General features: G+C 45.1%; 22 protein-coding genes and 2 pseudogenes. 18 read left to right on the top strand and 6 right to left on the bottom strand.

Annotation, left to right across the window (positions count from 1 at the left end; genetic code table 11):
- Nucleotides 1–51: 51 nt before the first annotated feature.
- Nucleotides 52–1,243 (bottom strand): annotated as a pseudogene (locus tag ITG10_RS04165) (ISL3 family transposase).
- 876 nt (nt 1,244–2,119) lie between these two features.
- Between ITG10_RS04165 and ltrA the strand changes: the two are divergent.
- Nucleotides 2,120–3,403: pseudogene (gene ltrA / locus ITG10_RS04160) on the top strand (group II intron reverse transcriptase/maturase).
- A 155-nt stretch (nt 3,404–3,558) separates the two neighbouring features.
- Here ltrA and ITG10_RS04155 read toward each other — a convergent pair.
- A complete protein-coding gene (locus tag ITG10_RS04155) occupies nt 3,559–4,605 on the bottom strand; it encodes a succinylglutamate desuccinylase/aspartoacylase family protein (RefSeq protein WP_017633425.1) in 1,047 nt (348 codons plus the stop codon).
- A gap of 271 nt (nt 4,606–4,876) precedes the next feature.
- On the opposite strand from ITG10_RS04155, the gene ITG10_RS04150 reads away from it, so the two are divergent.
- Nucleotides 4,877–5,416, top strand: a complete 540-nt coding sequence (locus ITG10_RS04150) for a DUF3332 domain-containing protein (protein WP_017633424.1) — start codon at nt 4,877–4,879, stop codon at nt 5,414–5,416.
- A gap of 125 nt (nt 5,417–5,541) precedes the next feature.
- On the opposite strand, the gene ITG10_RS04145 is transcribed toward ITG10_RS04150, so the two are convergent.
- On the bottom strand, nt 5,542–7,014 hold the full coding sequence (locus ITG10_RS04145; protein WP_017633423.1) for an aminoacyl-histidine dipeptidase: 1,473 nt from the start codon (nt 7,012–7,014) through the stop codon (nt 5,542–5,544).
- A 1,064-nt stretch (nt 7,015–8,078) separates the two neighbouring features.
- On the opposite strand from ITG10_RS04145, the gene ITG10_RS04140 reads away from it, so the two are divergent.
- From ITG10_RS04140 to ITG10_RS04070, 15 genes are all read left to right on the top strand, one after another.
- Nucleotides 8,079–9,368 (top strand): NCS2 family permease, encoded by a 1,290-nt coding sequence (locus tag ITG10_RS04140; protein ID WP_017633422.1) that lies wholly within the window; start codon nt 8,079–8,081, stop codon nt 9,366–9,368.
- An 84-nt stretch (nt 9,369–9,452) separates the two neighbouring features.
- Nucleotides 9,453–9,917, top strand: coding sequence for an oxytetracycline resistance phosphoribosyltransferase domain-containing protein Tet(34) (tet(34), locus tag ITG10_RS04135; RefSeq protein WP_004741499.1), 465 nt, complete (start codon nt 9,453–9,455; stop codon nt 9,915–9,917).
- Nucleotides 9,918–10,006: 89 nt separating this feature from the next.
- A complete protein-coding gene (gene frsA / locus ITG10_RS04130; RefSeq protein ID WP_017633421.1) occupies nt 10,007–11,260 on the top strand; it encodes an esterase FrsA in 1,254 nt (417 codons plus the stop codon).
- 144 nt (nt 11,261–11,404) lie between these two features.
- Nucleotides 11,405–11,794, top strand: a complete 390-nt coding sequence (crl, locus tag ITG10_RS04125; RefSeq protein WP_017633420.1) for a sigma factor-binding protein Crl — start codon at nt 11,405–11,407, stop codon at nt 11,792–11,794.
- A gap of 76 nt (nt 11,795–11,870) precedes the next feature.
- Nucleotides 11,871–13,055: a glutamate 5-kinase gene (gene proB / locus ITG10_RS04120; protein WP_206598123.1), complete on the top strand. Its 1,185-nt coding sequence runs from the start codon at nt 11,871–11,873 to the stop codon at nt 13,053–13,055.
- 66 nt (nt 13,056–13,121) lie between these two features.
- Nucleotides 13,122–14,372 (top strand): glutamate-5-semialdehyde dehydrogenase, encoded by a 1,251-nt coding sequence (locus ITG10_RS04115; RefSeq protein ID WP_017633418.1) that lies wholly within the window; start codon nt 13,122–13,124, stop codon nt 14,370–14,372.
- Between the two features lie 156 nt (nt 14,373–14,528).
- On the top strand, nt 14,529–14,978 hold the full coding sequence (gene nrdR / locus ITG10_RS04110; RefSeq protein ID WP_017106265.1) for a transcriptional regulator NrdR: 450 nt from the start codon (nt 14,529–14,531) through the stop codon (nt 14,976–14,978).
- Between the two features lie 10 nt (nt 14,979–14,988).
- Complete coding sequence (gene ribD / locus ITG10_RS04105) at nt 14,989–16,104, top strand: bifunctional diaminohydroxyphosphoribosylaminopyrimidine deaminase/5-amino-6-(5-phosphoribosylamino)uracil reductase RibD (RefSeq protein ID WP_128644457.1); 1,116 nt, start codon at nt 14,989–14,991, stop codon at nt 16,102–16,104.
- A 52-nt stretch (nt 16,105–16,156) separates the two neighbouring features.
- The gene (locus ITG10_RS04100; RefSeq protein ID WP_004734396.1) at nt 16,157–16,813 is read left to right on the top strand and encodes a riboflavin synthase; all 657 of its coding nucleotides are present in this window, start codon (nt 16,157–16,159) and stop codon (nt 16,811–16,813) included.
- Between the two features lie 108 nt (nt 16,814–16,921).
- Nucleotides 16,922–18,031, top strand: coding sequence for a bifunctional 3,4-dihydroxy-2-butanone-4-phosphate synthase/GTP cyclohydrolase II (gene ribBA, locus ITG10_RS04095; RefSeq protein WP_017633416.1), 1,110 nt, complete (start codon nt 16,922–16,924; stop codon nt 18,029–18,031).
- Between the two features lie 280 nt (nt 18,032–18,311).
- Complete coding sequence (gene ribE, locus ITG10_RS04090) at nt 18,312–18,782, top strand: 6,7-dimethyl-8-ribityllumazine synthase (RefSeq protein ID WP_004734398.1); 471 nt, start codon at nt 18,312–18,314, stop codon at nt 18,780–18,782.
- A complete protein-coding gene (gene nusB / locus ITG10_RS04085) occupies nt 18,782–19,249 on the top strand; it encodes a transcription antitermination factor NusB (protein ID WP_004734399.1) in 468 nt (155 codons plus the stop codon). The genes ribE and nusB overlap by 1 nt, the downstream gene beginning before the upstream one ends.
- 115 nt (nt 19,250–19,364) lie before the next feature.
- Nucleotides 19,365–20,339: a thiamine-phosphate kinase gene (thiL, locus tag ITG10_RS04080; protein ID WP_017633415.1), complete on the top strand. Its 975-nt coding sequence runs from the start codon at nt 19,365–19,367 to the stop codon at nt 20,337–20,339.
- Nucleotides 20,339–20,845 carry a phosphatidylglycerophosphatase A gene (gene pgpA / locus ITG10_RS04075; protein ID WP_029222743.1) on the top strand — a complete coding sequence of 169 codons (507 nt, stop codon included), beginning with the start codon at nt 20,339–20,341 and terminating at the stop codon, nt 20,843–20,845. Before thiL ends, pgpA begins: the two co-directional genes overlap by 1 nt.
- A 50-nt stretch (nt 20,846–20,895) precedes the next feature.
- Nucleotides 20,896–21,255 carry a putative quinol monooxygenase gene (locus ITG10_RS04070; RefSeq protein WP_017633414.1) on the top strand — a complete coding sequence of 120 codons (360 nt, stop codon included), beginning with the start codon at nt 20,896–20,898 and terminating at the stop codon, nt 21,253–21,255.
- 135 nt (nt 21,256–21,390) lie between these two features.
- Here the strand turns inward: ITG10_RS04070 and dxs are convergent, their stop codons facing one another.
- Genes dxs through xseB form a run of 3 tightly spaced genes read right to left on the bottom strand, consistent with a single transcriptional unit; the run spans nt 21,391 to nt 24,443 of the window.
- Nucleotides 21,391–23,274, bottom strand: a complete 1,884-nt coding sequence (gene dxs, locus ITG10_RS04065) for a 1-deoxy-D-xylulose-5-phosphate synthase (protein WP_017633413.1) — start codon at nt 23,272–23,274, stop codon at nt 21,391–21,393.
- A gap of 21 nt (nt 23,275–23,295) precedes the next feature.
- On the bottom strand, nt 23,296–24,180 hold the full coding sequence (gene ispA, locus ITG10_RS04060) for a (2E,6E)-farnesyl diphosphate synthase (protein ID WP_012604642.1): 885 nt from the start codon (nt 24,178–24,180) through the stop codon (nt 23,296–23,298).
- A gap of 20 nt (nt 24,181–24,200) precedes the next feature.
- On the bottom strand, nt 24,201–24,443 hold the full coding sequence (gene xseB, locus ITG10_RS04055) for an exodeoxyribonuclease VII small subunit (protein ID WP_004734405.1): 243 nt from the start codon (nt 24,441–24,443) through the stop codon (nt 24,201–24,203).
- Between the two features lie 298 nt (nt 24,444–24,741).
- Here xseB and pomA point away from each other — a divergent pair, with 298 nt between their 5' ends.
- A complete protein-coding gene (gene pomA / locus ITG10_RS04050) occupies nt 24,742–25,506 on the top strand; it encodes a flagellar motor protein PomA (protein ID WP_004734406.1) in 765 nt (254 codons plus the stop codon).
- Nucleotides 25,507–25,508 lie beyond the last annotated feature (2 nt).

Genomic DNA, 25,508 nt, shown 5'->3' with positions numbered 1-25,508 from the left:
ATTAACTTATAGGTCCCTTAATTTTAAGATAAGGGACTTATAAAAAAAGGTTCATCGCGGCTTTCCGGGGAAAGCCGCTTTTATCTTCAAGAAGAAGTAGTCTGTATCTCGATATCCATACCCCATTCGCTTGATTAACTTTATTTTGTTGTTTATCCCTTCCAATGTGCAGGTGTTGAGCGGATAAGTTGCCGATGCAATAATACCGTGAAGATAAGGCCTCAGTTTTCGTGCAAACTCTTTCAATGGCTTAATTCCACTCTCTTGCACTTGTGCCCACCATACCTCCCAGAGCCCCTTAGCATGTGCTTCTGATTTACAGTACCAAAGCTCTTTGAGTTGTGAGCCGAGTATATAAGTGGCCATCAAGTCCTTATTGATATTCAATATTTCAGTAAGATAGCTATCTTGTCGTGCATTTAAATTACCTCTGTTTTTCAGCAGTACCCAGCGTGAGCGCTTCACCCATTGCCTCGCTTTTTATCCTGCTTGAGTTTGTTAGCTTGGTCGACTCTGACTCTATCCATCACCTCACGACCGAAACAGCAACAACATGGAATAAGTCGTAAACGATTTTTGCATTCGGGCAGTGCGCTTGAACTTCAAGGTCAAAAGCCGTATTCATGTCCATTGCGACCGCTTCGATATTGTTACCATGCTTGCCTAACTGCTCGAAAAACGGTCGTATGTCCTTGCGGCTACGACCTAACCCTATCCAAATGACTTGGTGAGTCTTAGCATCAGCGATGACTGTGGCATATCGGTGCCCTTTAAAGATGGCGAACTCGTCCATGACGAGTTGCCTTAGCCCTTCCCATTTCACTGACGGTACCACTTGGCGAAGTCGACGTTTATCTATCTCTTTAATGGTGTGCCAATGAACGCTCGTTAACTGGGAGATATGCTTAATGGGAAGAAGAGGCAGTAGTTGTTCTATATAGCTTTTTAGACGCGTCGTTATACGAGCATAAGGCTCTAACCAAGATAGAAACTCTGTTTTTATGCCGCAGTCACGACACTTGATCCTTCGAGTTTGAACGGAAAGCTCAACAGGAACATTGAACAACATGGCCTCTTTCACATGACGCCATTGATACTCATGGATAGCCTCAGCTTCAAGACCGCAAAGGCATTTAGCCTCAGAATTAGGTTTAAGAGTTAGTGTAACAAGTGATGCTGTCTGGTGAGACTTTACTATTTTAAAGCCTTCCCAGAATGAAGATAGGAAAGTATGATTCGGCATGAAAACGGTAGTTTGTGTATGATTTTTGTTTGGCGACTAAACCATATCACTTACTACCGTTTTTTTGTTTTTAGTTCCCGCTAATCCGCGATGAACCTAAAAAAAGCCCCAATATAGTCACCTATATTGGGGCTTTTTCGTTTGCCCAGCGAAGCTGGCAAACCCGTTAGGTTGAAAGAAACCTGAATCACCCCGACTGAGGGGAAGATAATCCGAATCGCAAGGGCGTTGCTGGCTAACGGCAGGGTCTGAAGGAAGCGATAGGAAGTTAACAGTACACAACGCAAGTAAACCTGCTTCGGCAGTATAGGTGGGTAAGCGTCCGAAATAGCGCGAAGCCCTATACTCAGTCAGACCTATGCTGTGCTTGAGGGTGGCATTGTTAACAGGGAGCCAGTGCAGTAACTGGGGAAGCCTGACACCACATCCAAAAGTCTGGAAGCACAAACTCGAAGCGAAAGCTAAGAGCTGTGTTGGTGCGAGGTGGCAGATGAATCCGTAGTAGTGAGTAAGGCTAAGCCCGAGAAGCCCAGTAATGGTGTGGAGGAGAAAACTTAGCTGACCATCAGCATCAAGTCTGATGGAGCACTGAAATGCCAAAAGCACTCAGTGCTGCGAAGGGAGGAAGTACACTTTAAGTCTGTGATGAACAGATGTTTTTTTTCAGTGATACCCAAACCGAATCGCTATCGGGGTATTCCTAGTTTGGTTGATTGTGGAAGCAAGATACTGAGCTAAGAAACCGTATAGGGGAGTAACTCTGACACACTTCAGTAAATTGCCATTGAGCTAGAAGGCTGAATAGCAGAGAGAAATAACACCCACACTGGACATGAAACACTTGTCCCCACACAGCACACAACCCAAGGAGAGAAAGTGCGAGTTTATTACAGTTTATATGGTCATCTGCTCAACAAAGAGAGGCTGTATAAAGGGTTTAAAAAGGTAAAGAAAGCGAAAGGCGCGGCTGGAATAGATGAGCAGAGCCTGAGCGACTACGCCGAAAATCTGAGTGATAACCTCGATCAACTCCTCTCTGAACTCAAAACCAAGCAATACAAACCTCAGCCAGTCAAACGAGTAGAGATACCCAAAGAAGACGGAGGGGTACGATTGCTTGGGATCCCAACCGTTAGGGACAGAGTTGTCCAACAAGCACTCAATGATATCCTCACCCCATCTTCGAAGAGCAATTTCACCCATCAAGTTTTGGGTATAGACCGAATCGAAGTTGTCACGATGCAATCAACAAATCCACGATGTTTATCCGCCGATACGGATTACAGCACGTCGTAGATATGGACTTGTCGAAGTGCTTTGACAAACTCGACCATGAGTTGATCCTCAAGAGCATCAGAAGGCGAGTCACAGATAGCAGCGTGTTAGAGCTGATAAAACAGTTTCTGAAAAGTGGCGTGATGATAGACGGTAGTTGGCAGGAGACAGAGCTAGGAAGTCCACAAGGTGGTGTTATCAGTCCTTTGATTGCCAATATCTACCTTGATGCGTTTCGATCAGGAAATGCGAAAGCGTGACCATAGGCTCGTTCGTTATGCGGATGACATACTCATCTTTTGTCGTAGCAAGGCAGGAGCAGAGAATGCCCTTGCACAAGCGACGAAGATCCTAGAAGGAGAGCTTAAACTCACAGTGAATCAGACGAAATCACATATAGCGCACAGCCGTGATGGCGTGAAGTTCTTAGGTGTAGAAATCGGGAGTCAATTTACCCGCATTCAAACTAAGAAACTGAAAGGGTTCAAAAGTAAAGTTAAAGCGACTGACAAAGCGAGGTGCGGTAAGCCACTTGAGCAAGTCATAAAAACTTTAAACCCAGTGTTAAGAGGGTTCAGTCAATACTTCAGGATCACCAATAGCAGCAGAGAGTTCTCAAGGTTAGCAGGGTGGCTACGAAGAAGACTTCGTAGTATCCAGTTGAAACTTTGGAAGAAGCCTCAACGGTTACACCGAAGGTTAAAACAGTTAGGGTATAAGCCGCCGTTCCAACATATCTCAATGACAAGTTGGGTCAGTGCAGCGAGTCCCCTATCAAGCTATGCGATGCCAAATCAATGGTTTAATGACCAAGGGTTGGTAAATCTTGGAACAATAAGGACAGGGCATGTGTTCAGCCAATATGCTGAATGGAAGTGTGCATGAGCCGTATACGAGGTCCGTACGTACGGTTCTGTGAGAGGGATGAGGCGGTAACGCCTCACCCTACTCGATGTTTGTGGAGTTCGTTTCTATTTTGCCTAAGACCGACGTTTTTAGCTTTAGCTTGTCGCTTTTAACGTCGATCTCTTGCACTTTAATCAGTTGTTTAGCGCAGTTAGCCAATCGTCTTCTGCTACTTCTTCAATGTAGCTTTCTACTGATTGTCCCACTTCTTCATCGTCTTGTTTGAAGTAAGCGATGTGGAACACAGCATCACCTTCGTTTACCAAAGGCAGAGTCTGCTGACCAATCACGATACCACCTTTGGTTGTGATCACTTGCCCTTCTTGGTGACCTAGCGGAGAACTGATGTAAGCCAGAGTTTGTCCTGCTTCAACTTGTTCGCCCAGTCTTACCATATTACGCAAGATGCCGTCTGATTCCGCACGGATCCAGCTGGTTGATTTACTCAATACTGGTTCTGGCAACTTCTTACGGTTCGGGCGCAGCATGCCGATTTCTTTCATTACTTGGTGAATACCCAAGTAGCCAGCACGAATCGCTAGATGATCGAAACGCAGCGCTTCACCACCTTCGTAAGTTAATACAGGAATACCAAGTTTTTCTGCTTCGCTACGCAGTGAACCGTCACGCAGTGGAGAATCAATGATCACTGGTGTTGCGAATGCTTTCGCGATGCGCATTGTTTCTGGGTTCGATAGGTTTGCACGAATCTGTGGCAGATTGGTACGGTGAATCGCACCCGTGTGTAGATCCAAGATGTAATCACAGTGCTTCGCCACGTTCTCGAAGAAAGTGTAAGCGATACGCGATGTTAGTGATCCTTTCTCACTACCTGGGAAGCAACGGTTTAGGTCGCGACGGTCTGGTAGGTAACGAGACTTATGGATGAAGCCGAACACGTTAACGATAGGCACGACAATCAAAGTACCTTTCAGTTTCTTTGGATCGATAGCGTTCGTCAGTTGTCGAGCAATCTCAACACCGTTTAGCTCGTCGCCGTGGATCGCCGCGTTTACCATCAGTGTTGGGCCCGCTTGGCGACCGTGAATGATTTCAATCGGGATCGAAAGTGGAGAGTGCGTGTAAAGCTGAGCTGCTTGCAGTTCAATCTCCATTCGTTGTCCTGGCTGAACAGTATAACCAAGTAATTCGAATGGTTGATTAGGTTTTAGTCTTGCCATTTAGGTTGTTCTCAACATGGTGATAATTCGTTAACACGGAATGTATCAATCGTTGATTTTTAGTACGAATCAATCACTTTACGGTCACGACAAAAGTTTTTTATGAAGGGGCTTCAGAATTGGTTTCAGTTTTTGATTTGGTGAATTAGAAGGTGTTTCAAATTGTGAATTTCCTGACAATACATTGATTTAGCTCTGATATTTGTTGTTTGCTTGCTTGGTATTATCCATCGCCATTTTTTGGCGGCCAAATTCAAATATCGAGATAAAAATGAAAAAAACAATTTCAAAAGTCGTTGCACTGGCGGTGGTTTCTGTCGCTTTATCTGGCTGTGTTGGTAGTAACGCAGTAACGGGTTACCTAATGAAGTTCAACATTAAGGCTGTTGATAACCGTTACGCACGTGGTGGCTTGAACATGCTACTTGCACCTGTTTACGGCCTAACGGTTGCTGCTGATTACCTGGTATTCAACTCACTAGAGTTCTGGACTGGTAGCAACCCACTGACTGGTTCTCCACACATCTTTGATACAAAGACTGACACTTACCTAGACATCAACCATCAGTTGGATCCGTCTTTAACGGAAGCGCCTGTTGGTCCTATCACGAGTGCAGATGTGATCGAGAAAGGTCAAATGCAGCAGATTGATGAAAACACGATCCAAATGGACATTACTTACCAATCTGGTGAGCGAGCGACGCTAATCGGTGTTCGCGATGGCGAGATGGTGACCTACTTCATCGATGGCGAAGTGGTTGCACAAACTTCAATTGATGAGCTAGAAAGCTACGCGGCTTCACGCGCTTAATATCTTAGTTGATCGCAAAGCTTAGATACAAAAACAGGTACTCATTGAATACCTGTTTTATTTTGTCTCGAATAAAAGGTGCTTACTGAAAAGCACGATTTACTGAACAAACATAGCTTATCGAATTAAGCTTTTTCTGGGATTGCTTCAAGCAGTGCAACCATTTGGTTCCAGAATAGCTCAACGGTGTCGATCTTCACTTTCTCATCTGGAGAGTGAGGGAACTTGATCGTTGGGCCGAAAGAAACCATATCCATGTTCGGGTAAGGTTCTTTGAATAGACCGCACTCAAGACCAGCATGGATAACCATGATGTTTGGCTTGTGACCGTAGATACCTTCGTACATGTCGCGGAAGATGTGCATGATTTCTGAATCAGCGTCTGGCTTCCAACCTGGGTAAGCGCCAGAGAACGCGATGTTCGCGCCTGCTAGTTCAGCAACAGAGTTCAGCATGCCTTCAACTTGCTTACGACCAGAGTCGATCAGAGAACGAATCAGGCAAAGTACAGTGATTGAGTTCTCTTCTGTAGTGATAACACCAACGTTTAGAGACGTTTCAACAACACCTTCGATCTCGTCACTCATACGAATCACGCCGTTTGGCGCCGCGTTTAGTGCAGCGATAAAGCGAGCTTGGTCAGCTGCAGCCAGAGCGCCCATTTTAACCGAAGCTTCTTCGTTGAACGTAACAATGCTGTCTTCTACTTTACCTAGCTCTGTTGAAAGAAGCTCTGTGTAGTAGTTGTATAGCGAAGCCAGTTTCTCTTGGTTTGCAGCAGGTACTGCAACTGTTACGAAGCCTTCACGAGGAATCGCGTTACGAAGGCTACCACCTTTGAATTCTACGATGCGTAGGTCTAGCTCTTTCGCGTGACCCGCTAGGAAGCGAGCAAGCAGTTTGTTCGCGTTTGCACGACCAGTGTGGATGTCACAACCAGAGTGACCGCCTTTAAGGCCTTTTAGCGTTAGCTTACGTGTTACGAAGTCAGCAGGAATTGCGTTACGTGCCACATCAAATGTCATTGCGCCGTCGATACCGCCAGCACAACCCATGTACACTTCGCCTTCTTGCTCAGAATCGGTGTTAAGAAGAATGTCACCTTCTAACCAACCTGCTTCAAGACCGAAAGCACCTGTCATGCCTGCTTCTTCGTCTACTGTTAGTAGAACTTCGATAGGGCCGTGCTTGATTTCGTTTGAAGCAAGAACTGCCAAACAAGAAGCCATGCCCATGCCGTTATCAGCACCAAGCGTTGTGCCTTTTGCTGTAACCCACTCACCATCGATGTATGGTTGGATTGGATCTTTAGCGAAGTCATGAACGGTGTCTTCGTTCTTTTGTGGAACCATATCGATGTGAGCTTGTAGCACCACACCTTTTTTGTTTTCCATACCCGGCGTTGCTGGCTTCTTGATGAATACGTTGCCCGTTGGGTCACGACGTACATCTAGGCCTTGCTCTGTTGCCCAAGCAATAATGTATTGAGCAAGCTCTTCTTCATGCTTTGAAGGGTGTGGGATTGAGCAAATCTTATCGAAGAACTGCCAAATAGGGGCAGGGGATAATTTACTGATCTCAGAATGGAATTCAGACACGGATGACTCCTTTTTTATTTGATAACCATATGTTTAGGGTTTTTATGGGTGAAAACTTAGAACAAAAATCTAAAATATGGGTCTGTTTTGATGGCAACAGCATACCACTAGAGTGTTTTGACGAGTAGCGCTTCTAAACCTGAAATGCCTCAAATTTTGAACGCCATCTTGTTCATTTGATCTTGAATAAGTGTGTTGATGCTTATAAGTGGTGCAAGCAAACGTTTGTTTAAGTCTGTTTTGTAATTTAATTACAAAATTAAGTTTGCAAAATAACCATAAATGGCGAAAAGTGTGACCTGAAGCAAAAAATACTTGTAATCTTTTTTCTTTGAGGTATATTAATAACCAACTTCTGAAGTGAAGAGTAAATGCTCAAAGGATGAGTCCGTTTTATCGCCTCCAAGGAACCGAGAAATCAAATTCGTTTTTTATTGATTTATTAAGGTGATAGTTATGAAAGGTTTACCATCTGCAATGTTCTGGCTTAACAGCTCTGTTTACACTAGCAACTTTGCATACCCTACAAGCTTCGGTTACTAATACCGTAAGCATGTAACTCGAACAGTTTTGTTCACCCCTATATATTGGAATTCTTTTACAGCCCTTTTGGTTGACAGATTCTACCGCCACTCAGTTTTGAGTGGCGTTTTTTTTGCCTGCTACTTTTCCAAACCGCTTTATCTTGTCACTTTCCCTGCTGTTCTGCGTGGTTGTTTTTTAAACGCCAAAATATCAATTTGCGCCTTATTACTGATCCTGTTGAAAAATACACAACTCTTGTGGGTTTGAATTCAGAATTTAATGGCTAGATTCTCTATCAAAATAACCGATGGTCGAAAAAGTAACCAAGATTTCTCATTGTGATTATTAGTCTTAATTTACTGTTTATTATGGTTATTTCTTTATGAATACTTCGTTTTTAATCGCTTTGTTTCATACGGCATTCTGATAAATATCGATTAGAGCCTTAATTCTATCTGGAATTTGTTATTTGATAACTTTATAATCCACAGCCAATCGATTACGCAACCGTTTACTTTTTACCCTTATAGGATTCGATAATGTTCGAAAAGCTATTCAAACTCAGTGAAAACGGCACCAATGTGCGCACTGAAATCATCGCAGGTCTAACAACCTTCCTAACAATGGCTTACATCATTTTTGTAAACCCAATGATTCTAGCTGATGCTGGTATGGACCATGGCGCTGTATTTGTAGCAACCTGTTTAGCGGCTGCTATCGGCTGTTTCATCATGGGCTTTGTTGCTAACTACCCAATCGCTCAAGCACCAGGTATGGGTTTGAACGCATTCTTTACCTACGCAGTGGTTATGGGTATGGGGTATACGTGGCAAGTTGCTCTGGCAGCGGTTTTCGTATCAGGCGTAATCTTCATTTTCTTAAGTATCTTTAAGATCCGTGAATGGATTATCAACTCGATTCCTATGTCTCTACGTGTTGGTATCTCTGCGGGTATCGGTCTTTTCCTAGCGTTTATTGCACTGAGCAATGCAGGCATCGTGGTTTCTAACCCTGCAACTAAAGTCTCTCTGGGCGATATTACTGCGATTGCTCCTATCCTAGGTTCATTAGGCTTCTTCCTTACGATTGCTCTTGTTCACCGTGGTGTGAAAGGCGCAGTAATGATTGCGATTCTAGCAATCACGGCTCTTGGTATTATTATTGGTGACGTTCAATACGGCGGCATCATGTCTACTCCACCAAGCCTAGCTCCTACCTTCATGCAGCTTGATTTCTCTGCTGTATTTGAAATCGGTATGATTTCAGTAGTATTCGCATTCTTGTTCGTCGATTTGTTCGATACTGCGGGTACGCTAGTGGGTGTTGCAACGAAAGCAAACCTAATCAAAGAAGACGGTAAACTACCTCGTCTAAACAAAGCACTGCTTGCTGATTCTACAGCAACGTCTATTGGTGCATTGCTAGGTACATCAAACACAACTTCTTATGTTGAGAGTGTTGCAGGTGTCGCTGAAGGTGGTCGTACAGGTCTAACAGCGGTTGTTGTTGGTATCTTATTCCTATTGGCTCTTTTCTTCTCGCCACTTGCAGGTATGATTCCGGCTTACGCAACATCAGGCGCGCTTTTCTATGTAGCAATTCTGATGATGTCTGGCCTAGTTGGCATTGATTGGCGTGATCTTACGGAAGCTGCACCAGTCGTGGTAACATGTCTGCTAATGCCGCTGACGTACTCTATCGCTGAGGGTATCTCACTAGGTTTCATCGCTTACGCTGCAATTAAGCTGCTAAGTGGTAAAGGTCGCGACGTTTCACCTGCTGTGTGGGTAATGTCGGCTATCTTTATTCTTAAATACATTTTCGCTTAATCGTCTAGATTTCTGCTTAATCGCTGAAGGGGCTATGTACGACATAGCCTCTAATAACATGACAAAATTATTAGGTTTTATACTATGAGCAACAAATTCGTTATCACTTGGGACAACATGCAGACTTACTGCCGTCAACTAGCTGAAAAGCAAATGCCAGCAGAGCAGTGGAAAGGCATCTGGGCGGTAAGCCGTGGTGGTTTGGTTCCTGGTGCAATCTTGGCTCGTGAGCTAGGTATTCGTCACGTAGATACGATTTGTATTTCTAGCTACGACCACGATCACCAACGTGATATGACAGTAGTTAAAGCACCTGAAGGTGACGGCGAAGGCTTCCTAATCGTTGAAGACCTAGTGGACAGTGGTGACACTGCACGCAAGCTTCGCGAAATGTACCCGAAAGCGAAACTGATCGCAGTATGTGCAAAACCATCTGGCGCACACCTACTAGACGAGTACATCGTAGATATCGCTCAAGATACATGGATTGAGCAACCTTGGGATACAAGCCTAAGCTACGTTGAGCCAGTAAATCGCAAGTCAAAATAAGCCTAAACTTAGTTTTTTGAGAAATGACCCTTTATAGGGTCATTTTTTTTTATATGATTAGTGACAACCATTTCTTATTAAGTATCCCAATGTCTGAATCAGAAGAAACGAGCTCGAACCTTTCGGAAACCTTGTTTGTAAAGCACAAGCAGGCCAAAGAGACCTCAATGTTGACGCAATACATGCCAAGCTCTGAAGCGTTATTGGATGAGAAGCGTGAGCAGCAAAACTTATCTTGGTATCGAAATCTAAGACGTCTTCAGTGGGTATGGCAAGGCGTTAACCCAATTGAGCAAGAGGCGGTATTGTCGCGAATCGCATCGTCAGACAACTCACGCACAACCGATGAGTGGTTGGATACCGTGATGGGCTACCGCAGCGGCAACTGGGCATACGAGTGGACCAAGTTAGGTATGCAACACCAGAACCGTTCTAATGAAAAGAGCGGTGAAGAGATGGCTGAAGAGTTGTTCTCGGCGTCTTTGTGTTTCAGCATTGCGGGCTACCCACATCTTAAGAACGATAACTTGGCGGCTCAGGCTCAGGTATTGGCGAACGCGGCCTATTCGGAGGCGATTAAGCATACCAAGCTGATCGTTAAGCAGATTGAAGTGCCGTATCAAAACAAGAAGATCAAAGCGAATTTGCATCTAGCGAAAACAGATAAGCCTCAACCGGTTGTTATCGTGAGTGCGGGTTTGGATAGCTTACAAACAGACATGTGGCGTTTGTTTAGGGATTACTTAGCGCCTAAGAACATCGCGATGCTGACGGTAGACATGCCATCGATTGGTCACAGTTCTCATTGGCCGTTAACGGAAGATTCTTCGTGCTTGCACCAAGCGGTATTGAACGAACTGCCAAACATCCCTTGGGTAGATCATCACAAGGTGGGCTTATTTGGCTTCCGCTTTGGTGGTAATGCCATGGTGAGATTGTCGTTCGTTGAACAACAGAAGATCAAAGCGTGTATCTCTCTTGGTGCGCCTATCCACGATATCTTTGTTCATGCCGATAAACTTAAGCAGATGCCGAAGATGCACTTAGACGTGCTAGCTTCTCGCCTGGGTAAAGGTGCGGTGGATATCAACAGTCTTTCTGGGCAGTTGATGGCGTGGTCACTTAAGGTACAAGGGCTGCTGTCGAACAGCAAAACCCGAGTTCCTATCTTGGCATTAGCCTTAGAAGGGGACCCAGTATCACCGCCAATGGATAATCAACTGGTTGCTATTTACAGTGATTACGGTAAAGCGAAGAAAATCAAAGCTAAATCAATTACACAAGGTTATGAGCAATCCCTCGAATTGGCGATAAAGTGGCTTGAGGATGAATTATTTAGATGACATTTCTCCTAAATTAGTTAAGCATGAAAAGTGTACAGATTAAGTACCTGATACTCAGGGGGAATTTATAAAATCCAACTGCGTACTTTCTACGTATTGCAGTCTGAGTAACGTCATTCTTAACATTGAAAACGGAGATTCAATATGTCAGAAGTGACACAAGAACCAACGCATTATCGCTTGTTAAACGTTTTAAAGGCCATTGGTCCTTATTTGAGGGAGCCGCAATCAGAAGAAGGCCACTATCTTTTTGATTGCTTGTCTGTGTGTGTGAACGATAAAAAATCACCAGAAGAACGTGAGTTTTGGGGCTGGTGGTTGGAATTGGATAAGTCGGAAGAGGGATATTCGGCGAAGTACAACATCGGTAAATACAACATTGAAGGCAACTGGGATTCTTTATCATTGCCTAAAAAGGCGGTCGCTGAGGTGTCTCGAACTCAAGAAGCCTTCCACCAAAAACTGGTTGATGAACTTCAAAGTAAGTTTGAAATCAGTATCCAATTAGACGAAGAGTCTGTCGAATTCGTCTGATTTTAAAGGTTACTCTTCTCTATAAAGCAAAAAGGTGCGATTTCGCACCTTTTCTACTTGTGAATTCCCCTGTTGATTGCTAAAACATCACCTCTTATTTGTTTTATCCATAAAAGACTTCATGACAACAAATCATCAAAGCGGGACAACAACACAGCGTAAAACTGTCGTTGTTAAACTGGGTACCAGTGTCTTAACTGGTGGAACATTGGCATTAGATCGTGCTCACATGGTTGAGCTGGTTCGTCAGTGTGCTGAATTAAAAAAACAAGGCCACTCTGTGGTTATGGTTTCGTCTGGCGCAATTGCTGCGGGACGTGAACACCTTGGTTACCCCGCACTTCCCAACTCAATGGCGAGCAAACAGTTGCTTGCGGCAGTTGGGCAAAGCCAGTTGATTCAGGTTTGGGAGTCTTTGTTTGCTATCTATGGCCTTAAGATTGGCCAAATGCTACTGACTCGTGCTGATCTTGATGATCGCGAGCGTTTTCTGAATGCACGTGACACGATCAACGCACTCGTTGAACATGATATTATTCCTGTAGTAAACGAAAACGACGCAGTAGCCACCAACGAAATTAAAGTGGGCGACAACGATAACTTGTCGGCACTGGTTGGTATTTTATGCGGCGCTGATAAGCTTTTGCTATTAACCGACCAAAAAGGCCTGTTTACGGCTGACCCTCGCAAAGATCCAAACGCTGAACTCATAAAAGAAGTAAAAACCATTGATGACACACTGCGTAAGATCGCAGGCGGCAGTGGTACTACGTTAGGTACCGGCGGCATGGCGACAAAACTGCAGGCAGCTGATATTGCTCGTCGTGCGGGTATTGAAGTGATCATTGCAGCAGGCAGTGCTGAAAATGTGGTGTTTGACTCATTGAGTGATAGCCCACAAGGCACGCGGTTCTTACCTTTAGCGGAAGCGCTTGAAAACCGTAAACGCTGGATTTTAGCGGGCCCAGCTTCAGCTGGTGACATCGTGGTTGATGATGGCGCAGTCAATGCCGTTAACACCAAAGGCAGCAGCTTGTTAGCAAAAGGGGTTGTTCGAGTTAAAGGCGAATTCTCTCGTGGTGAAGTTACCCAAGTCACAGACAGCAAAGGCAAGGTAGTGGCGCGTGGTATCGCTAGCTACTCAAGCCAAGACCTAGCAAAAATAGCAGGCAAGCACAGTAAAGATATTGGCGACATTCTTGGTTACGATTACGGGTCAGAAGTCATTCACCGTGACGACCTGGTTGTAATCCAAGAATAGCTCGTGATGATAAGGCGAATCGCCTTTTTGCATCCAAAGACAGACAGAATTTAGGGAGAGTTAAACATGGATTTAACTAACATGGGTATCGCAGCAAAAGATGCTGCTTTCCACCTAGCGACCGCATCTACGGCGCAAAAGAATAAAGCATTGGCGATCATCGCTGATGAGCTAGAAGCCAACGCAGCAACGATTTTAGAAGCGAACGCGAAAGACATCGAATTAGGCCGAGAAGCAGGTCTAACTGATGCACTGCTTGATCGTCTATCGTTGAACGAAGAGCGTCTAACGGGTATCGCTAACGATGTACGTAACGTGATTAGCCTGAATGATCCAGTCGGCAGCGAGATTGACAGCAAGGTACTGGAAAACGGTATGTCATTGTCTCGTCGTCGTGTACCACTTGGCGTGGTGGGTGTTATTTATGAAGCGCGTCCGAACGTAACTATCGATATTGCGGCTCTGTGTTTGAAAACAGGTAACGCAAGCATCCTACGCGGCGGCAAAGAGACATTCTTCTCAAACATGGAGCTGGTTAAAGTCATCCAGTCTGCATTAGAGAAAGCGGAACTTCCTGCCGCTTCAGTTCAATATATCGAAAAACCTGATCGTGAATTAGTCTCTCAACTGCTTAAGTTGGATGATTACGTGGATATGATCATTCCTCGTGGTGGCGCTGGCCTGCACAAGATGTGTAAAGAGAACAGCACCATTCCAGTGATCATTGGTGGTTTTGGTATCAGCCATATCTTTGTTGATGAAAGCGCTGATCTTGAGAAGTCTGTTGATGTGGTTGAAAACTCTAAAGTACAACGCCCATCTGCGTGTAACTCGTTAGATACATTGCTAGTGCATGAAGCGGTTGCTGAAGCTTTCTTAGCTCAGCTAACACAGCGTTTAGCAGGCAAGGTAACCTTGGTTAGCGATGCTAGTGCAAAATCTCTGCTAGCAGGTTTTGAAGACCAACGTGATGCAGTTGAAGGCGACTTTGACACTGAATGGCTAAGCTACACGTTAGGTGTGAAAGTAGTCGCTAATGTGGCAGAAGCGATTGACCACATGCGCATACACAATGCGAGCCACTCAGATGCGATTATGACGAATAGTCTAGAGAGCTCAGAGCGCTTTATTAACTCAGTCGGCTCAGCTGCAGTCTATGTGAATGCATCAACACGATTCACCGATGGCGCACAGTTTGGTTTAGGCGCTGAAGTCGCAGTATCTACCCAGAAACTGCATGCTCGTGGTCCAATGGGCTTAGAAGAACTGGCAAGTTACAAATGGGTGGGCAAAGCGAACTATTTGGTTCGTGGTTAACGCTGGCCGTTAATTTTATTCCTCAGCTCATTTTTGAAATTGCTTTTGAGTAGCAATAATCAATGAATCACCACACAAAAGGGCCTTAATTGGCCCTTTTTCTTTCCTAACGTTTGGCAATTCCGTTACACTGATATTCAATTATTTGGAGGTGATATGCATTGTCCTTTTTGTTCAGAGAACGACACTAAAGTAATCGATTCAAGACTGGTAGCCGATGGTCATCAGGTTCGTCGTCGCCGTCAATGCCTTGCATGTAGTGAACGTTTTACGACGTTCGAATCGGCAGAACTTGTGATGCCTAAAGTCATAAAGTCGAATGGAAACCGCGAACCATTTAATGAAGATAAAATGGTCGGTGGTGTACAGCGCGCCCTAGAAAAACGCCCAGTGAGTGCTGATGCCATTGAACTTGCGATCAGTACGATTAAGTCACAACTCCGTGCAACTGGTGAGCGTGAAGTACCAAGCGAGATGATTGGTAATCTTGTTATGGGTCAATTGAAAGTATTGGATAAAGTGGCGTACATCCGTTTTGCCTCTGTTTACCGCAGCTTTGAAGACATCCGAGAGTTTGGCGAAGAAATCGCTAAATTAGAGGACTAACCCCTCAATCATGTCTAACTTTACTCCCCTAGATTTTCAAATGATGTCGCGTGCTATTCAGTTAGCAAAACGCGGCATTTACACCACTGCACCCAACCCGAATGTGGGTTGTGTCATCGTACAAACCGACGGTCAGATCGTTGGCGAAGGTTTTCATGCCAAAGCTGGCGAAGCTCATGCCGAAGTACACGCGATGAGAATGGCGGGTGACAAGGCAAAAGGTGCGACCGCTTATGTCACGCTAGAACCTTGTTCGCACTATGGTCGAACACCACCTTGTGCTGAAGGTTTGATTAAGGCTCAAGTTTCAAAAGTGATTTGTGCCATGCAGGACCCAAACCCTAAAGTCGCAGGCCGTGGTATCAAGATGCTACGCGACGCAGGCATTGAGGTTGAAATCGGCTTGTTAGAGCAAGATGCTCTCGATTTAAATCCTGCATTTATCAAGCGTATGCAAACGGGCATGCCATTTGTTCAGTTAAAAATGGCCGCTAGCCTTGATGGCCAAACGGCATTGGAAAATGGTCAAAGCCAGTGGATCACGTCGCCAGAAGCGCGTCGTGACGTTCAGAACTACCGAGCAAAATCAGGCGCGGTGCTATCAACCAGCCAAACGGTGATTGAAGACAACGCGTCGCTGAATGTTCGTTGGGCAGAGTTGCCAAGCAGTACCAAAACAAATTACGTTGAAGACGAGTTGCGTCAGCCAATTCGCGTAATTCTTGATCGCCAAAATCAACTGTATCCTGAGCTCAAGTTATTCCAAACTCCAACATCGGTATTGAGAGTCGCTGAAACCTCTGCTGATATTGAAGTCGGAACCACAGATGCAGGTCAGCTCGATTTACACGATCTGATGCGTCAATTGCCAGCGAACCATATTGATCATATTTGGGTCGAAGCGGGTGCGACATTGGCAAAAAGCTTGATTGAAGCGCAGTTAGTGGATGAGCTAATCCTCTATTTAGCACCTAAACTAATGGGCAATGACGGACGAGGTTTGATGGGCGCATTAGGGCTTACTTCAATGTCTGATGTGATTGACCTAGAAATTAAAGATGTTCGACAGGTTGGTGTGGATATTCGCATCGTCGCGAAACCTATTATCGCGACGAAACCACAGTAGAAATAGTCATTCCAACAGCATACGTGTCGTTGACAACAAAAAGAGTTTTAAAATGTTTACAGGAATTGTAGAAGCCGTAGGTACATTGAGTGCAATCACTCCCCGCGGAGAAGACATCACCGTAACGGTTAATGTTGGTAATCTTGATATGGCTGACGTTAAGTTAGGCGACAGTATCGCGACCAATGGTGTTTGTTTGACCGTAGTTGAGTATAACGACCACAGCTACAGTGCAGACCTTTCGCTTGAGACCCTGAAAAAAACGGGTTTTGTCGATTACCAAGCTGGCGATAAGGTCAACCTAGAGAAAGCTATGCTACCGACCACGCGTTTCGGTGGTCATATAGTATCGGGTCACGTTGATGGCGTGGGTGAGATTGTTGAGCGTAACCAAGTCGGTCGTGCGATTGAGTTCTGGGTTGAAATGCCAGCAGAGATCTCAAAATACGTGGCTCAAAAAGGTTCAGTCACCGTTGATGGTATTAGCCTGACGGTGAATGACTTACGCAAGAATGCCTTTAAGCTGACGATCGTTCCCCACACCTCTTCAGAAACGACCATTGATCAATTCAATGTTGGTCGCAAAGTGAATCTAGAAGTTGATGTATTAGCGCGTTACATGGAGCGTTTACTGCAAGGCCAGCAGCAAGAGTCTGAGCCTGAATCTCGACTGACGATGGAATTCTTACAGCAGAATGGTTTTGCCTAACCGTTGGTACAAAGTGCACTAAACATCACTTTGTAAAAGCGAGCAATATCATCAGGTTTAAATAGTGTCGGTTCTAGGAAGCAGAACCATTTCAAAGGATATAGAACAATGCCAATTAGTACTCCTCAAGAAATTATTGAAGACATTCGCCTAGGAAAAATGGTTATCCTGATGGATGATGAGGATCGCGAAAATGAAGGCGATCTGATCATGGCAGCAGAACATGTTACGCCAGAAGCGATTAACTTCATGGCGATGTATGGCCGTGGCTTAATCTGTCTTACATTGACCAAAGAGCGTTCAAATCGCATGGGTCTAGCGCCTATGGTTCAAGACAACAATGCTCAATACACGACGAACTTTACGGTTTCAATTGAAGCTGCTGAGGGCGTAACAACGGGTATTTCTGCATCAGACCGCGCTGTTACCGTTCAAGCGGCAGTAGCAAAAGACGCAAAAGCGGCAGACTTAGTTCAACCTGGCCATATCTTCCCTCTGACTGCTCAAGAAGGTGGCGTGTTAACTCGTGCTGGTCATACAGAAGCAGGTTGTGATTTAGCTCGTCTAGCAGGCTGTGAGCCAGCATCTGTTATTGTTGAGATCCTAAATGACGACGGCACCATGGCACGTCGCCCTGATCTTGAAGTCTTCGCTGAAAAACACGATATCAAATTAGGCACCATTGCTGACTTGATTGAATACCGCAACAACACAGAAACGACAATTGAACGTGTAGCACAATGCCATTTGCCAACAGAGTTTGGTGACTTTGAACTTGTGACTTACCGTGACACGATTGATAACCAGATCCACTACGCAATGCAAAAGGGCGACTTGTCTGTAGGCGCTCCTTTAGTGCGTGTTCACCTGCATGATACGTTTACCGATCTGCTTCATTCTGATCGCGGTACCGAGCGTAGTTGGTCGCTAGATAAAGCGATGAATCGCATTGGCGACGAAGGCGGTGTGTTGGTTATTCTGGGTAACGAGGAGTCGTCTGATTCTTTGATCCACAAAGTGAAGACGTTCGAAGCTCAAGATAAGAATGAGCAACCAACCATGGCTAAGAAGCAAGGTACTTCTCGTCGTGTTGGTGTGGGTTCTCAGATCCTTCAAGACCTAGGCGTTCACGATATGCGTCTGCTTTCTTCAAGCACTAAGCGTTACCACGCATTGGGTGGTTTTGGCCTTAACGTTGTTGAATACGTTTGCGAGTAAGCCGACGTTTGTCCGTTTATAGCGACATAATTTACCGATGATTTCAGTGGTTCTTTTAGAGGTTAATTTCGATAAAAGAGCAAAGTAGCCAAGCCCGATTCAAAACGTGTTGAATACACAAGCTTGGCTACTTGCTGCTCCGATAAGGTTAGCAGCAGCGCTGCGTTATCATCTTTACATCTCCGGTGTCTGTTCTTCTAAATTAGCATTAGATATTGCTCACAGTTTTGTGCTAGAATCCGGCGATTCTCACTTGATGAAAATAGTTAAAGGAAGGCTTATGAAAGTGATCGAGGGTGGCTTCCCAGCGCCAAATGCAAAAATTGCTATCGTTATTGCTCGTTTCAACAGTTTTATTAACGAAAGTTTACTTTCTGGTGCAATCGATACTTTAAAGCGTCATGGACAAGTAAGCGAAGACAACATCACTGTTGTTCGTTGCCCTGGTGCAGTAGAACTTCCACTTGTAGCGCAGCGCGTTGCAAAAACAGGTAAGTTCGATGCGATTGTATCTCTTGGTACAGTAATCCGTGGCGGTACACCTCACTTTGACTATGTTTGTAGTGAATGTAATAAAGGTTTGGCACAAGTGTCTCTGGAATTTTCTCTTCCAGTAGCGTTTGGTGTTCTTACTGTTGATACGATCGATCAAGCTATTGAACGCGCAGGAACCAAGGCTGGTAATAAGGGTGCAGAAGCAGCACTTAGCGCACTTGAGATGATCAACGTTCTTTCTGAAATCGATTCCTAATGGGGGCCAGTGTGAAACCAGCCGCACGTCGTAACGCACGTCAATTTGCTCTACAAGCAATTTATTCTTGGCAAATTACTAAAGAAAATATTGCTACCGTTGAAGAACAGTTCTTATCTGGTGGTAAGTATGATGAAGAAGAGCATCATGCCGCAGAACCTGCTCTAGCTATGCCAGAAACAGACGTTGCATACTTCCGCGACCTACTAACTGGTGTTGCTCTTAGCCACATGGAACTTGATAGCAAGCTTCGTCCATTCGTATCTCGCCCTATGCAAGATCTGGATTTGATGGAACTAGCGCTTCTACGTTTAGCTATGTACGAGATGACTCGTCGCGAAGATGTACCATACAAAGTGGTTATCAACGAAGCTATCGAGCTTGCGAAAGTATTCGCAGCAGAAGACAGTCATAAGTTTGTTAACGGTGTGCTTGATAAAGCTGCACCGCACGTTCGTAAGAAATAAGACGTTCGTATATTGAATCTAAAGGTCAGCTTTTATGCTGGCCTTTTTTGTAACTAAATTTCTGTAATATTAATAATTACGGTGATTTGTATGAAGACTAAAGATAGGGCATGTGATGTCTGGCGAATTTAACCTGATTGAGAAATATTTTGTAAATCGACAACCACAACGTAAAGACGTACATCTGGCTGCGGGCGATGACTGTGCTTTGGTCAAAGCGCCAAGTAATGTTCAGATCGCGATCAGTACGGACACCTTAGTGGCGGGCACTCACTTCTTAGCAGAGGCGAATCCGGCATGGGTGGCACACAAAGCTTTGGCTTCGAATATCAGTGATCTCGCGGCTATGGGCGCGACGCCTGCCTGGGTTTCGTTTGCGTTAACCATGCCTGAAGTCGATGAAGCGTGGCTTGCTCCCTTCTGTGATTCTTTTTTCAAACTTGCAGACTACTTTGGAATTCAACTTATTGGTGGTGACACGACCAAAGGACCGTTGAGTTTAACGCTGACTGTGCAGGGCTTTGTACCCGAAGGTCGAGCACTACGCAGAGATGGCGCGAAAGTGGGTGACTGGATTTACGTAACGGGCAACTTAGGCGACAGCAAAGCGGGACTAGAGGTGATATTAGACCCTGAACAGAACAAAGCTAAGCCTTATGCGTTAGAGCTTGAAGAGAGACACTACCTGAGCACTCCACGAGTTTTGGCGGGTCAAGCATTAGTGAATCTTGCTTCGTCTGCCATCGATATCTCTGATGGTGTTATTGCTGATTTAAAACACATCCTTAAGCGTTCTCAGGTCGGTGCAAGCATTGATGTGAGTGCGTTGCCTATCTCCGCTGAATTACGCCAGTTTTCTTCCGATATCGCTTCTGCACAGCAGTATGCGCTTACCAGTGGTGAAGAGTACGAACTCTGCTTTACTGTGCCGGAAGAAAATAAAGGTTCACTGGAAAGTGCTTTGTCACACACTGGCACAAAAGTCACCTGCATTGGCCAGATAAGACCTGTAGAATATTTTGAATTACACAATAATGGTGAACCACTAAGCTGGAACTTAACTGGTTACGATCACTTTAAGGTTAATTGATGACAAACCCACTTTCTCTTATTTCTCTTAAAAATCCTTGGCACTTATTGGCAACGGGTTTTGGTAGTGGCTTATCGCCTATTATTCCCGGCACCATGGGCACGCTTGCGTCGATCCCATTTTATCTATTGCTGGTTCAGTTACCTTTCCCTATTTATGTCATTCTTGTGGTTGTGAGCTGCATTATTGGTATCAAAATATGCCAAGTGACTTCTGATGACATGGGCGTGCACGATCACGGCTCTATTGTGTGGGATGAGTTTGCTGGCTTTTGGATCACCATGGGCCTAGTACCGTTGTTGGGTATTCCTGTTAATGATTGGAAATGGCTATTCGCTGGCTTTGTTCTGTTTCGTTTTTTCGATATGGTAAAGCCTTGGCCAATTGGTTGGTTAGACAAGCGAGTTCACGGCGGCTTAGGTATCATGATTGATGATATCGTGGCGGGTATTATGGCGGCGATTTCGCTGTATGCAGTGGCTCATTTTTCAGGTTGGCTTGTTTAAGAATCAATACCCAGAGAACGAACAATAATAGATAAAAACAAGGAATTACAATGTCTAAGAAGGTTTACTGTGTTGCTCAATTTCAGCCAAAAGAAGGCAAATTGAACGAGTTGTTTGAAGTGTTAAAGTCTCTAGAACCAAATACAATGCGTGAAGATGGTTGTATCCAGTACACGGTGACTCGTCACATTAAGAGCCCGTTTGCAGAAGGTCAGAGTTTCCCGATTGCTTTCAATGAGATCTGGGCGGACAACGAAGCGTTTGAAGCGCATTGCCAACGTCGTGAGATTCAGCAGTTCTTCCAAGAGCAGTGTGTTGAAGAGACTGGCTTGGTTGAGAACTTCAACGTTGCTATCTACTCTGATGAACCAGAGAACTATGACGCACCAGTACTTAAGCCTTGTTGCTAAGTTTGGGCTACAAGTTTGGATAAGCGAAAGTTAGTGGAGCTATAAGGTTTAGCTAACGAGTTAGCGGATACTAAAAAGGTTGACCCTAGGGCCAACCTTTTTTGATTTGTTGCTTATGCCGTTTGCTTGTGAAAGCTATTTAGCAAGGTAATCAGAGATAGACTTCTCTATGCCTTTAGCATCTAAGCCAAGCTCTTCATGCAGTTCGCCTTGAGTACCTTGAGCAATAAACTTGTCTGGTAGACCAAGGTTCAATACTGGCATCAGTAGCTTTTCTTTCATCAAGAATTCAATCACACCCGCACCGGCACCACCTGCAATAGCGTTTTCTTCGATTGTCACAAGTACATCGTGGTCAGCAGCAAGTTGTTTGATCAGAGCTTCATCGAGGGGCTTCACAAAGCGCATATCAGCAACTGTCGCATCAATAGCGTCAGCCGTTTGAAGTGCACTCTCAAGGAAAGTACCAAAGCTAAGAATAGCGACTTTCGAGCCATCCTTTGCTTTTTCGCTTTCGCGAACGATACGACCTTTACCAATTTCTAGCGCAGTAAACTCACTTTGAATCTCTGTACCCATGCCATTACCACGAGGGTAACGAACGGCACTTGGACCTGTGTGCTGGTGGCCTGTGTATAGCATTTGGCGACATTCGTTTTCGTCGCTTGGCGCCATGATCACCATGTTTGGAATGCAGCGCATAAAGCTTAAGTCGAACGCACCTTGGTGTGTTTGACCATCCGCGCCGACAAGACCTGCACGGTCAATCGCGAACATAACCGGTAGATCCATGATAGCAACATCGTGGATCAGTTGATCGTAGCCACGTTGTAGGAAAGTCGAGTAGATAGCCACAATTGGCTTATCACCCGCAATCGCCATACCCGTTGCTAGTGTCACTGCGTGTTGCTCAGCAATCGCTACATCGAAGTACTGTTCTGGGTATTCTTTCGAGAAACGTACCATGCCAGAACCTTCGCGCATTGCTGGCGTGATCGCCATTAGCTTAGGATCTTGCGCGGCCATATCACACAGGAAGTCGCCAAAAATCTTAGAGAAAGTTGGTTTAGAGCTGGTGCTCTTAGGCAGACTTGAGTGTGCAGGATCGAATTTAGGAACGCCGTGATAACCAATTGGATCTTTCTCAGCAGGCTCGTAGCCTTTGCCTTTCTTGGTCATGATATGCAGGAACTGAGGGCCTTTAAGGTCTCTCATGTTCTTCAGCGTTTTAATCAGCTCATTCACATCGTGACCGTCAACCGGACCAATGTAGTTAAAACCTAATTCTTCAAACATGGTGCCAGGGACAACCATGCCTTTTAGATGTTCTTCTGTACGACGAACCAGCTCTTTAATCGGCGGAACGCCCGATAGCACTTTCTTGCCACCCTCACGAATTGACGTGTAAAGACTGCCAGAAAGAACTTGAGCTAGATGGTTGTTCAGAGCACCGACGTTTTCAGAGATCGACATCTCGTTATCGTTAAGGATAACCAGCATGTCATTGTGAATATCACCCGCGTGGTTCATCGCTTCGAAGGCCATACCTGCGGTAATCGCGCCATCACCAATGACACTGACGACTTTACGATTCTTGCCTTCTTTCTTCGCACTGATCGCCATACCGAGTCCGGCACTGATCGATGTTGAAGAGTGACCAACAGAAAGCGTGTCGTATTCGCTCTCTTGACGCCATGGGAATGGATGCAGTCCATCTTTTTGACGGATAGTCGATAAGCGGTCACGACGGCCAGTAAGAATCTTATGTGGGTATGCTTGGTGGCCAACATCCCAAACCAACTGGTCGAAAGGCGTGTTGTACACATAGTGTAGAGCAACTGTTAGCTCTACTGTCCCTAAGCCTGATGCTAAGTGACCACTTGACTGGCTCACTGAGTTAAGAAGATAGGTACGTAATTCATCACAAAGCTGTGTAAGCGTCTCTTTTGGAAGTAGACGCAAATCCTCTGGCTTATCAGCCAAAGCAAGAGTTGGGTACTTTGATATATCAAGAGTCATAGGTAATGCGCGCTTATTGTCTTAGTTCTTGCGCTCGATGACGTATCGGGCGAACTCTTCGAGTAACTGGGTATTGTATGGGATTGCAGCCAAAGCTTGAAGCGCTTCCTGTAGCAGAGTTTGCGCTTTTTCTTGAGCGCCCTCTAAACCTAGCAAAGAAGGGTAGGTGCTTTTGTTCAAATCTTGGTCAGAGCCCTGTGGTTTACCCAAAGTTTCGGTATCGCTAATGATATCTAAAATATCATCCTGAACTTGGAAGGCTAACCCGATTGCATCGGCGTACTTATCTAATTGAGGCATCACTTCGAACGCTTTTTCGCCAGCAGCAAGAGCACCTAAACGAATCGCACTCTTCATTAGAGCGCCAGTCTTGTTACGGTGAACTTCTTCTAACTCTTCTAGCGTGACAGAGCGGTTTTCAGCTTCAATATCAAGAGCTTGTCCAATACACATACCTTGTGCACCAGACGCTTCTGCTAGGCGTTGAATCATTCGAACGCGATTGCTTTCCCCGTCAGCACTTAATGTGCCTTCCGCAAGTATAGTAAACGCGAGAGTTTGTAGTGCATCGCCAGTTAAAATTGCCGTTGCTTCATCGTATTTGATGTGACAAGTCTGATGGCCACGACGCAGTTCATCGTCGTCCATTGCTGGAAGGTCGTCGTGAATCAGAGAATAGGCATGAATACATTCGATTGCAGATGCTGGAGTGTCGAGTTCTTCTGCGGTGCAACCGAGCATTTCCCCTGTAATGTAGACAAGAAACGGACGTGCGCGTTTGCCGCCTAAAAGTAACCCATAACGCATCGCGTTGATTAGGTTCTGATTTTGGTGTGGCAGGCGGTCAAGCCAAAGGTTCAGTTGCTCGTTATTACGTGCTTGATAAGACAATAACGTCTCGATCATAGGGGATCTCATACAATTTGTTATTCAGGTTGTGGGTTAAAGTCACTCAGTTCTGCATTTTCATCATTTTGCAGTAGGATGCTAACACGCTGTTCAGCGTCGTTTAGTTTACTTTGACCAGCACGAGCGAGGGAGATGCCTCGTTCGAATTTTTTCAGCGCATCATCTAAAGCTAGATCACCATTTTCTAGTTGATCAACCAAGCCATCAAGCTCTTCGATAGCCGCTTCAAAGCTCATATTTTCAGGTTTCTTAGTAGCCATAATAAATCTGCGTTTGGAAAGATGAACGAACGTTACCCTAGGCCGTTGAGATGGTCAAATGTAACCAAGAAATTTTGCTAGAAAGTTCGTTTTTAAGGGGCTTGAACTCACTTTGATTGAATAACCTTAGCTTTAACGAGTTTATGCGCTACGGATAAGGCCAAAGTAAGCTAATAGTTGTGATTCAAAAACGAAAAGTGTGATACTTAGGCCAAGAATTAACTAAAAGATCTTACAGTCTTGCCGATAAAAAGATTATCGTCGACATAGAGCTACAAAAAAGCATGAGGAGTGCTCAGTGGATTTAGCAACCCTAATAGGTTTGATTGGTGGATTTGCCTTTGTAATCATGGCAATGATCCTAGGTGGAAGCCTCGGGATGTTCTATGACACGACATCCATTTTGATCGTGGTTGGTGGTTCAACGTTTGTTGTTCTGATGAAGTTCACCATGGGACAATTCTTTGGTGCGACCAAAATCGCTGGCAAAGCATTTATGTTTAAAGCTGACGAGCCTGAAGATCTGATCGCGAAAGTGGTAGAGATGGCAGACGCTGCTCGTAAAGGTGGCTTCTTAGCACTTGAAGAGATGGAAATCAGCAACAGCTTCATGCAAAAGGGCATCGACTTATTGGTGGATGGCCATGATGGTGATGTGGTGCGCGCTGCACTGCAAAAAGACATCGCATTAACGACAGAGCGTCACGAGCAGGGTGCGAAAGTGTTCTCTGCATTCGGTGATGTTGCCCCTGCGATGGGCATGATTGGTACCTTGGTGGGTCTGGTAGCCATGCTTTCGAACATGGATGATCCTAAAGCGATCGGTCCTGCGATGGCGGTGGCACTTTTAACCACCCTATATGGTGCGATTCTTTCGAACATGGTGTTCTTCCCAATTGCCGACAAACTTGCGCTACGTCGTGACCAAGAGACACTTAACCGTCGTTTGGTGATGGATGGCGTGTTAGCAATTCAAGATGGCCAGAACCCACGAGTTATTGATGGTTACCTCAAGAGCTACCTCAACGAAGGTAAGCGCACGATTGATGGTGAACCGGCGTAAGA

It is taken from the genome of Vibrio sp. ED004, assembly GCF_023206395.1.
Lineage (GTDB): Bacteria > Pseudomonadota > Gammaproteobacteria > Enterobacterales > Vibrionaceae > Vibrio.
This window is presented reverse-complemented; position numbering and strand designations above follow the sequence as displayed.

Excerpts from the sequence above, each read along its gene's own strand:
- pgpA (WP_029222743.1), top strand. The coding sequence starts at position 20,339 with ATGACAAACCCACTTTCTCTTATTTCTCTTAAAAATCCTTGGCACTTA.
- nrdR (WP_017106265.1), top strand. The coding sequence starts at position 14,529 with ATGCATTGTCCTTTTTGTTCAGAGAACGACACTAAAGTAATCGATTCA.
- frsA (WP_017633421.1), top strand. The coding sequence starts at position 10,007 with ATGTCTGAATCAGAAGAAACGAGCTCGAACCTTTCGGAAACCTTGTTT.
- dxs (WP_017633413.1), bottom strand. The coding sequence starts at position 23,274 with ATGACTCTTGATATATCAAAGTACCCAACTCTTGCTTTGGCTGATAAG.
- ITG10_RS04070 (WP_017633414.1), top strand. The coding sequence starts at position 20,896 with ATGTCTAAGAAGGTTTACTGTGTTGCTCAATTTCAGCCAAAAGAAGGC.
- thiL (WP_017633415.1), top strand. The coding sequence starts at position 19,365 with ATGTCTGGCGAATTTAACCTGATTGAGAAATATTTTGTAAATCGACAA.
- ITG10_RS04155 (WP_017633425.1), bottom strand. The coding sequence starts at position 4,605 with ATGGCAAGACTAAAACCTAATCAACCATTCGAATTACTTGGTTATACT.
- ribD (WP_128644457.1), top strand. The coding sequence starts at position 14,989 with ATGTCTAACTTTACTCCCCTAGATTTTCAAATGATGTCGCGTGCTATT.
- ITG10_RS04115 (WP_017633418.1), top strand. The coding sequence starts at position 13,122 with ATGGATTTAACTAACATGGGTATCGCAGCAAAAGATGCTGCTTTCCAC.
- ispA (WP_012604642.1), bottom strand. The coding sequence starts at position 24,180 with ATGATCGAGACGTTATTGTCTTATCAAGCACGTAATAACGAGCAACTG.
- ITG10_RS04150 (WP_017633424.1), top strand. The coding sequence starts at position 4,877 with ATGAAAAAAACAATTTCAAAAGTCGTTGCACTGGCGGTGGTTTCTGTC.
- ITG10_RS04100 (WP_004734396.1), top strand. The coding sequence starts at position 16,157 with ATGTTTACAGGAATTGTAGAAGCCGTAGGTACATTGAGTGCAATCACT.
- ribE (WP_004734398.1), top strand. The coding sequence starts at position 18,312 with ATGAAAGTGATCGAGGGTGGCTTCCCAGCGCCAAATGCAAAAATTGCT.
- xseB (WP_004734405.1), bottom strand. The coding sequence starts at position 24,443 with ATGGCTACTAAGAAACCTGAAAATATGAGCTTTGAAGCGGCTATCGAA.
- nusB (WP_004734399.1), top strand. The coding sequence starts at position 18,782 with ATGGGGGCCAGTGTGAAACCAGCCGCACGTCGTAACGCACGTCAATTT.
- ITG10_RS04140 (WP_017633422.1), top strand. The coding sequence starts at position 8,079 with ATGTTCGAAAAGCTATTCAAACTCAGTGAAAACGGCACCAATGTGCGC.
- crl (WP_017633420.1), top strand. The coding sequence starts at position 11,405 with ATGTCAGAAGTGACACAAGAACCAACGCATTATCGCTTGTTAAACGTT.
- ribBA (WP_017633416.1), top strand. The coding sequence starts at position 16,922 with ATGCCAATTAGTACTCCTCAAGAAATTATTGAAGACATTCGCCTAGGA.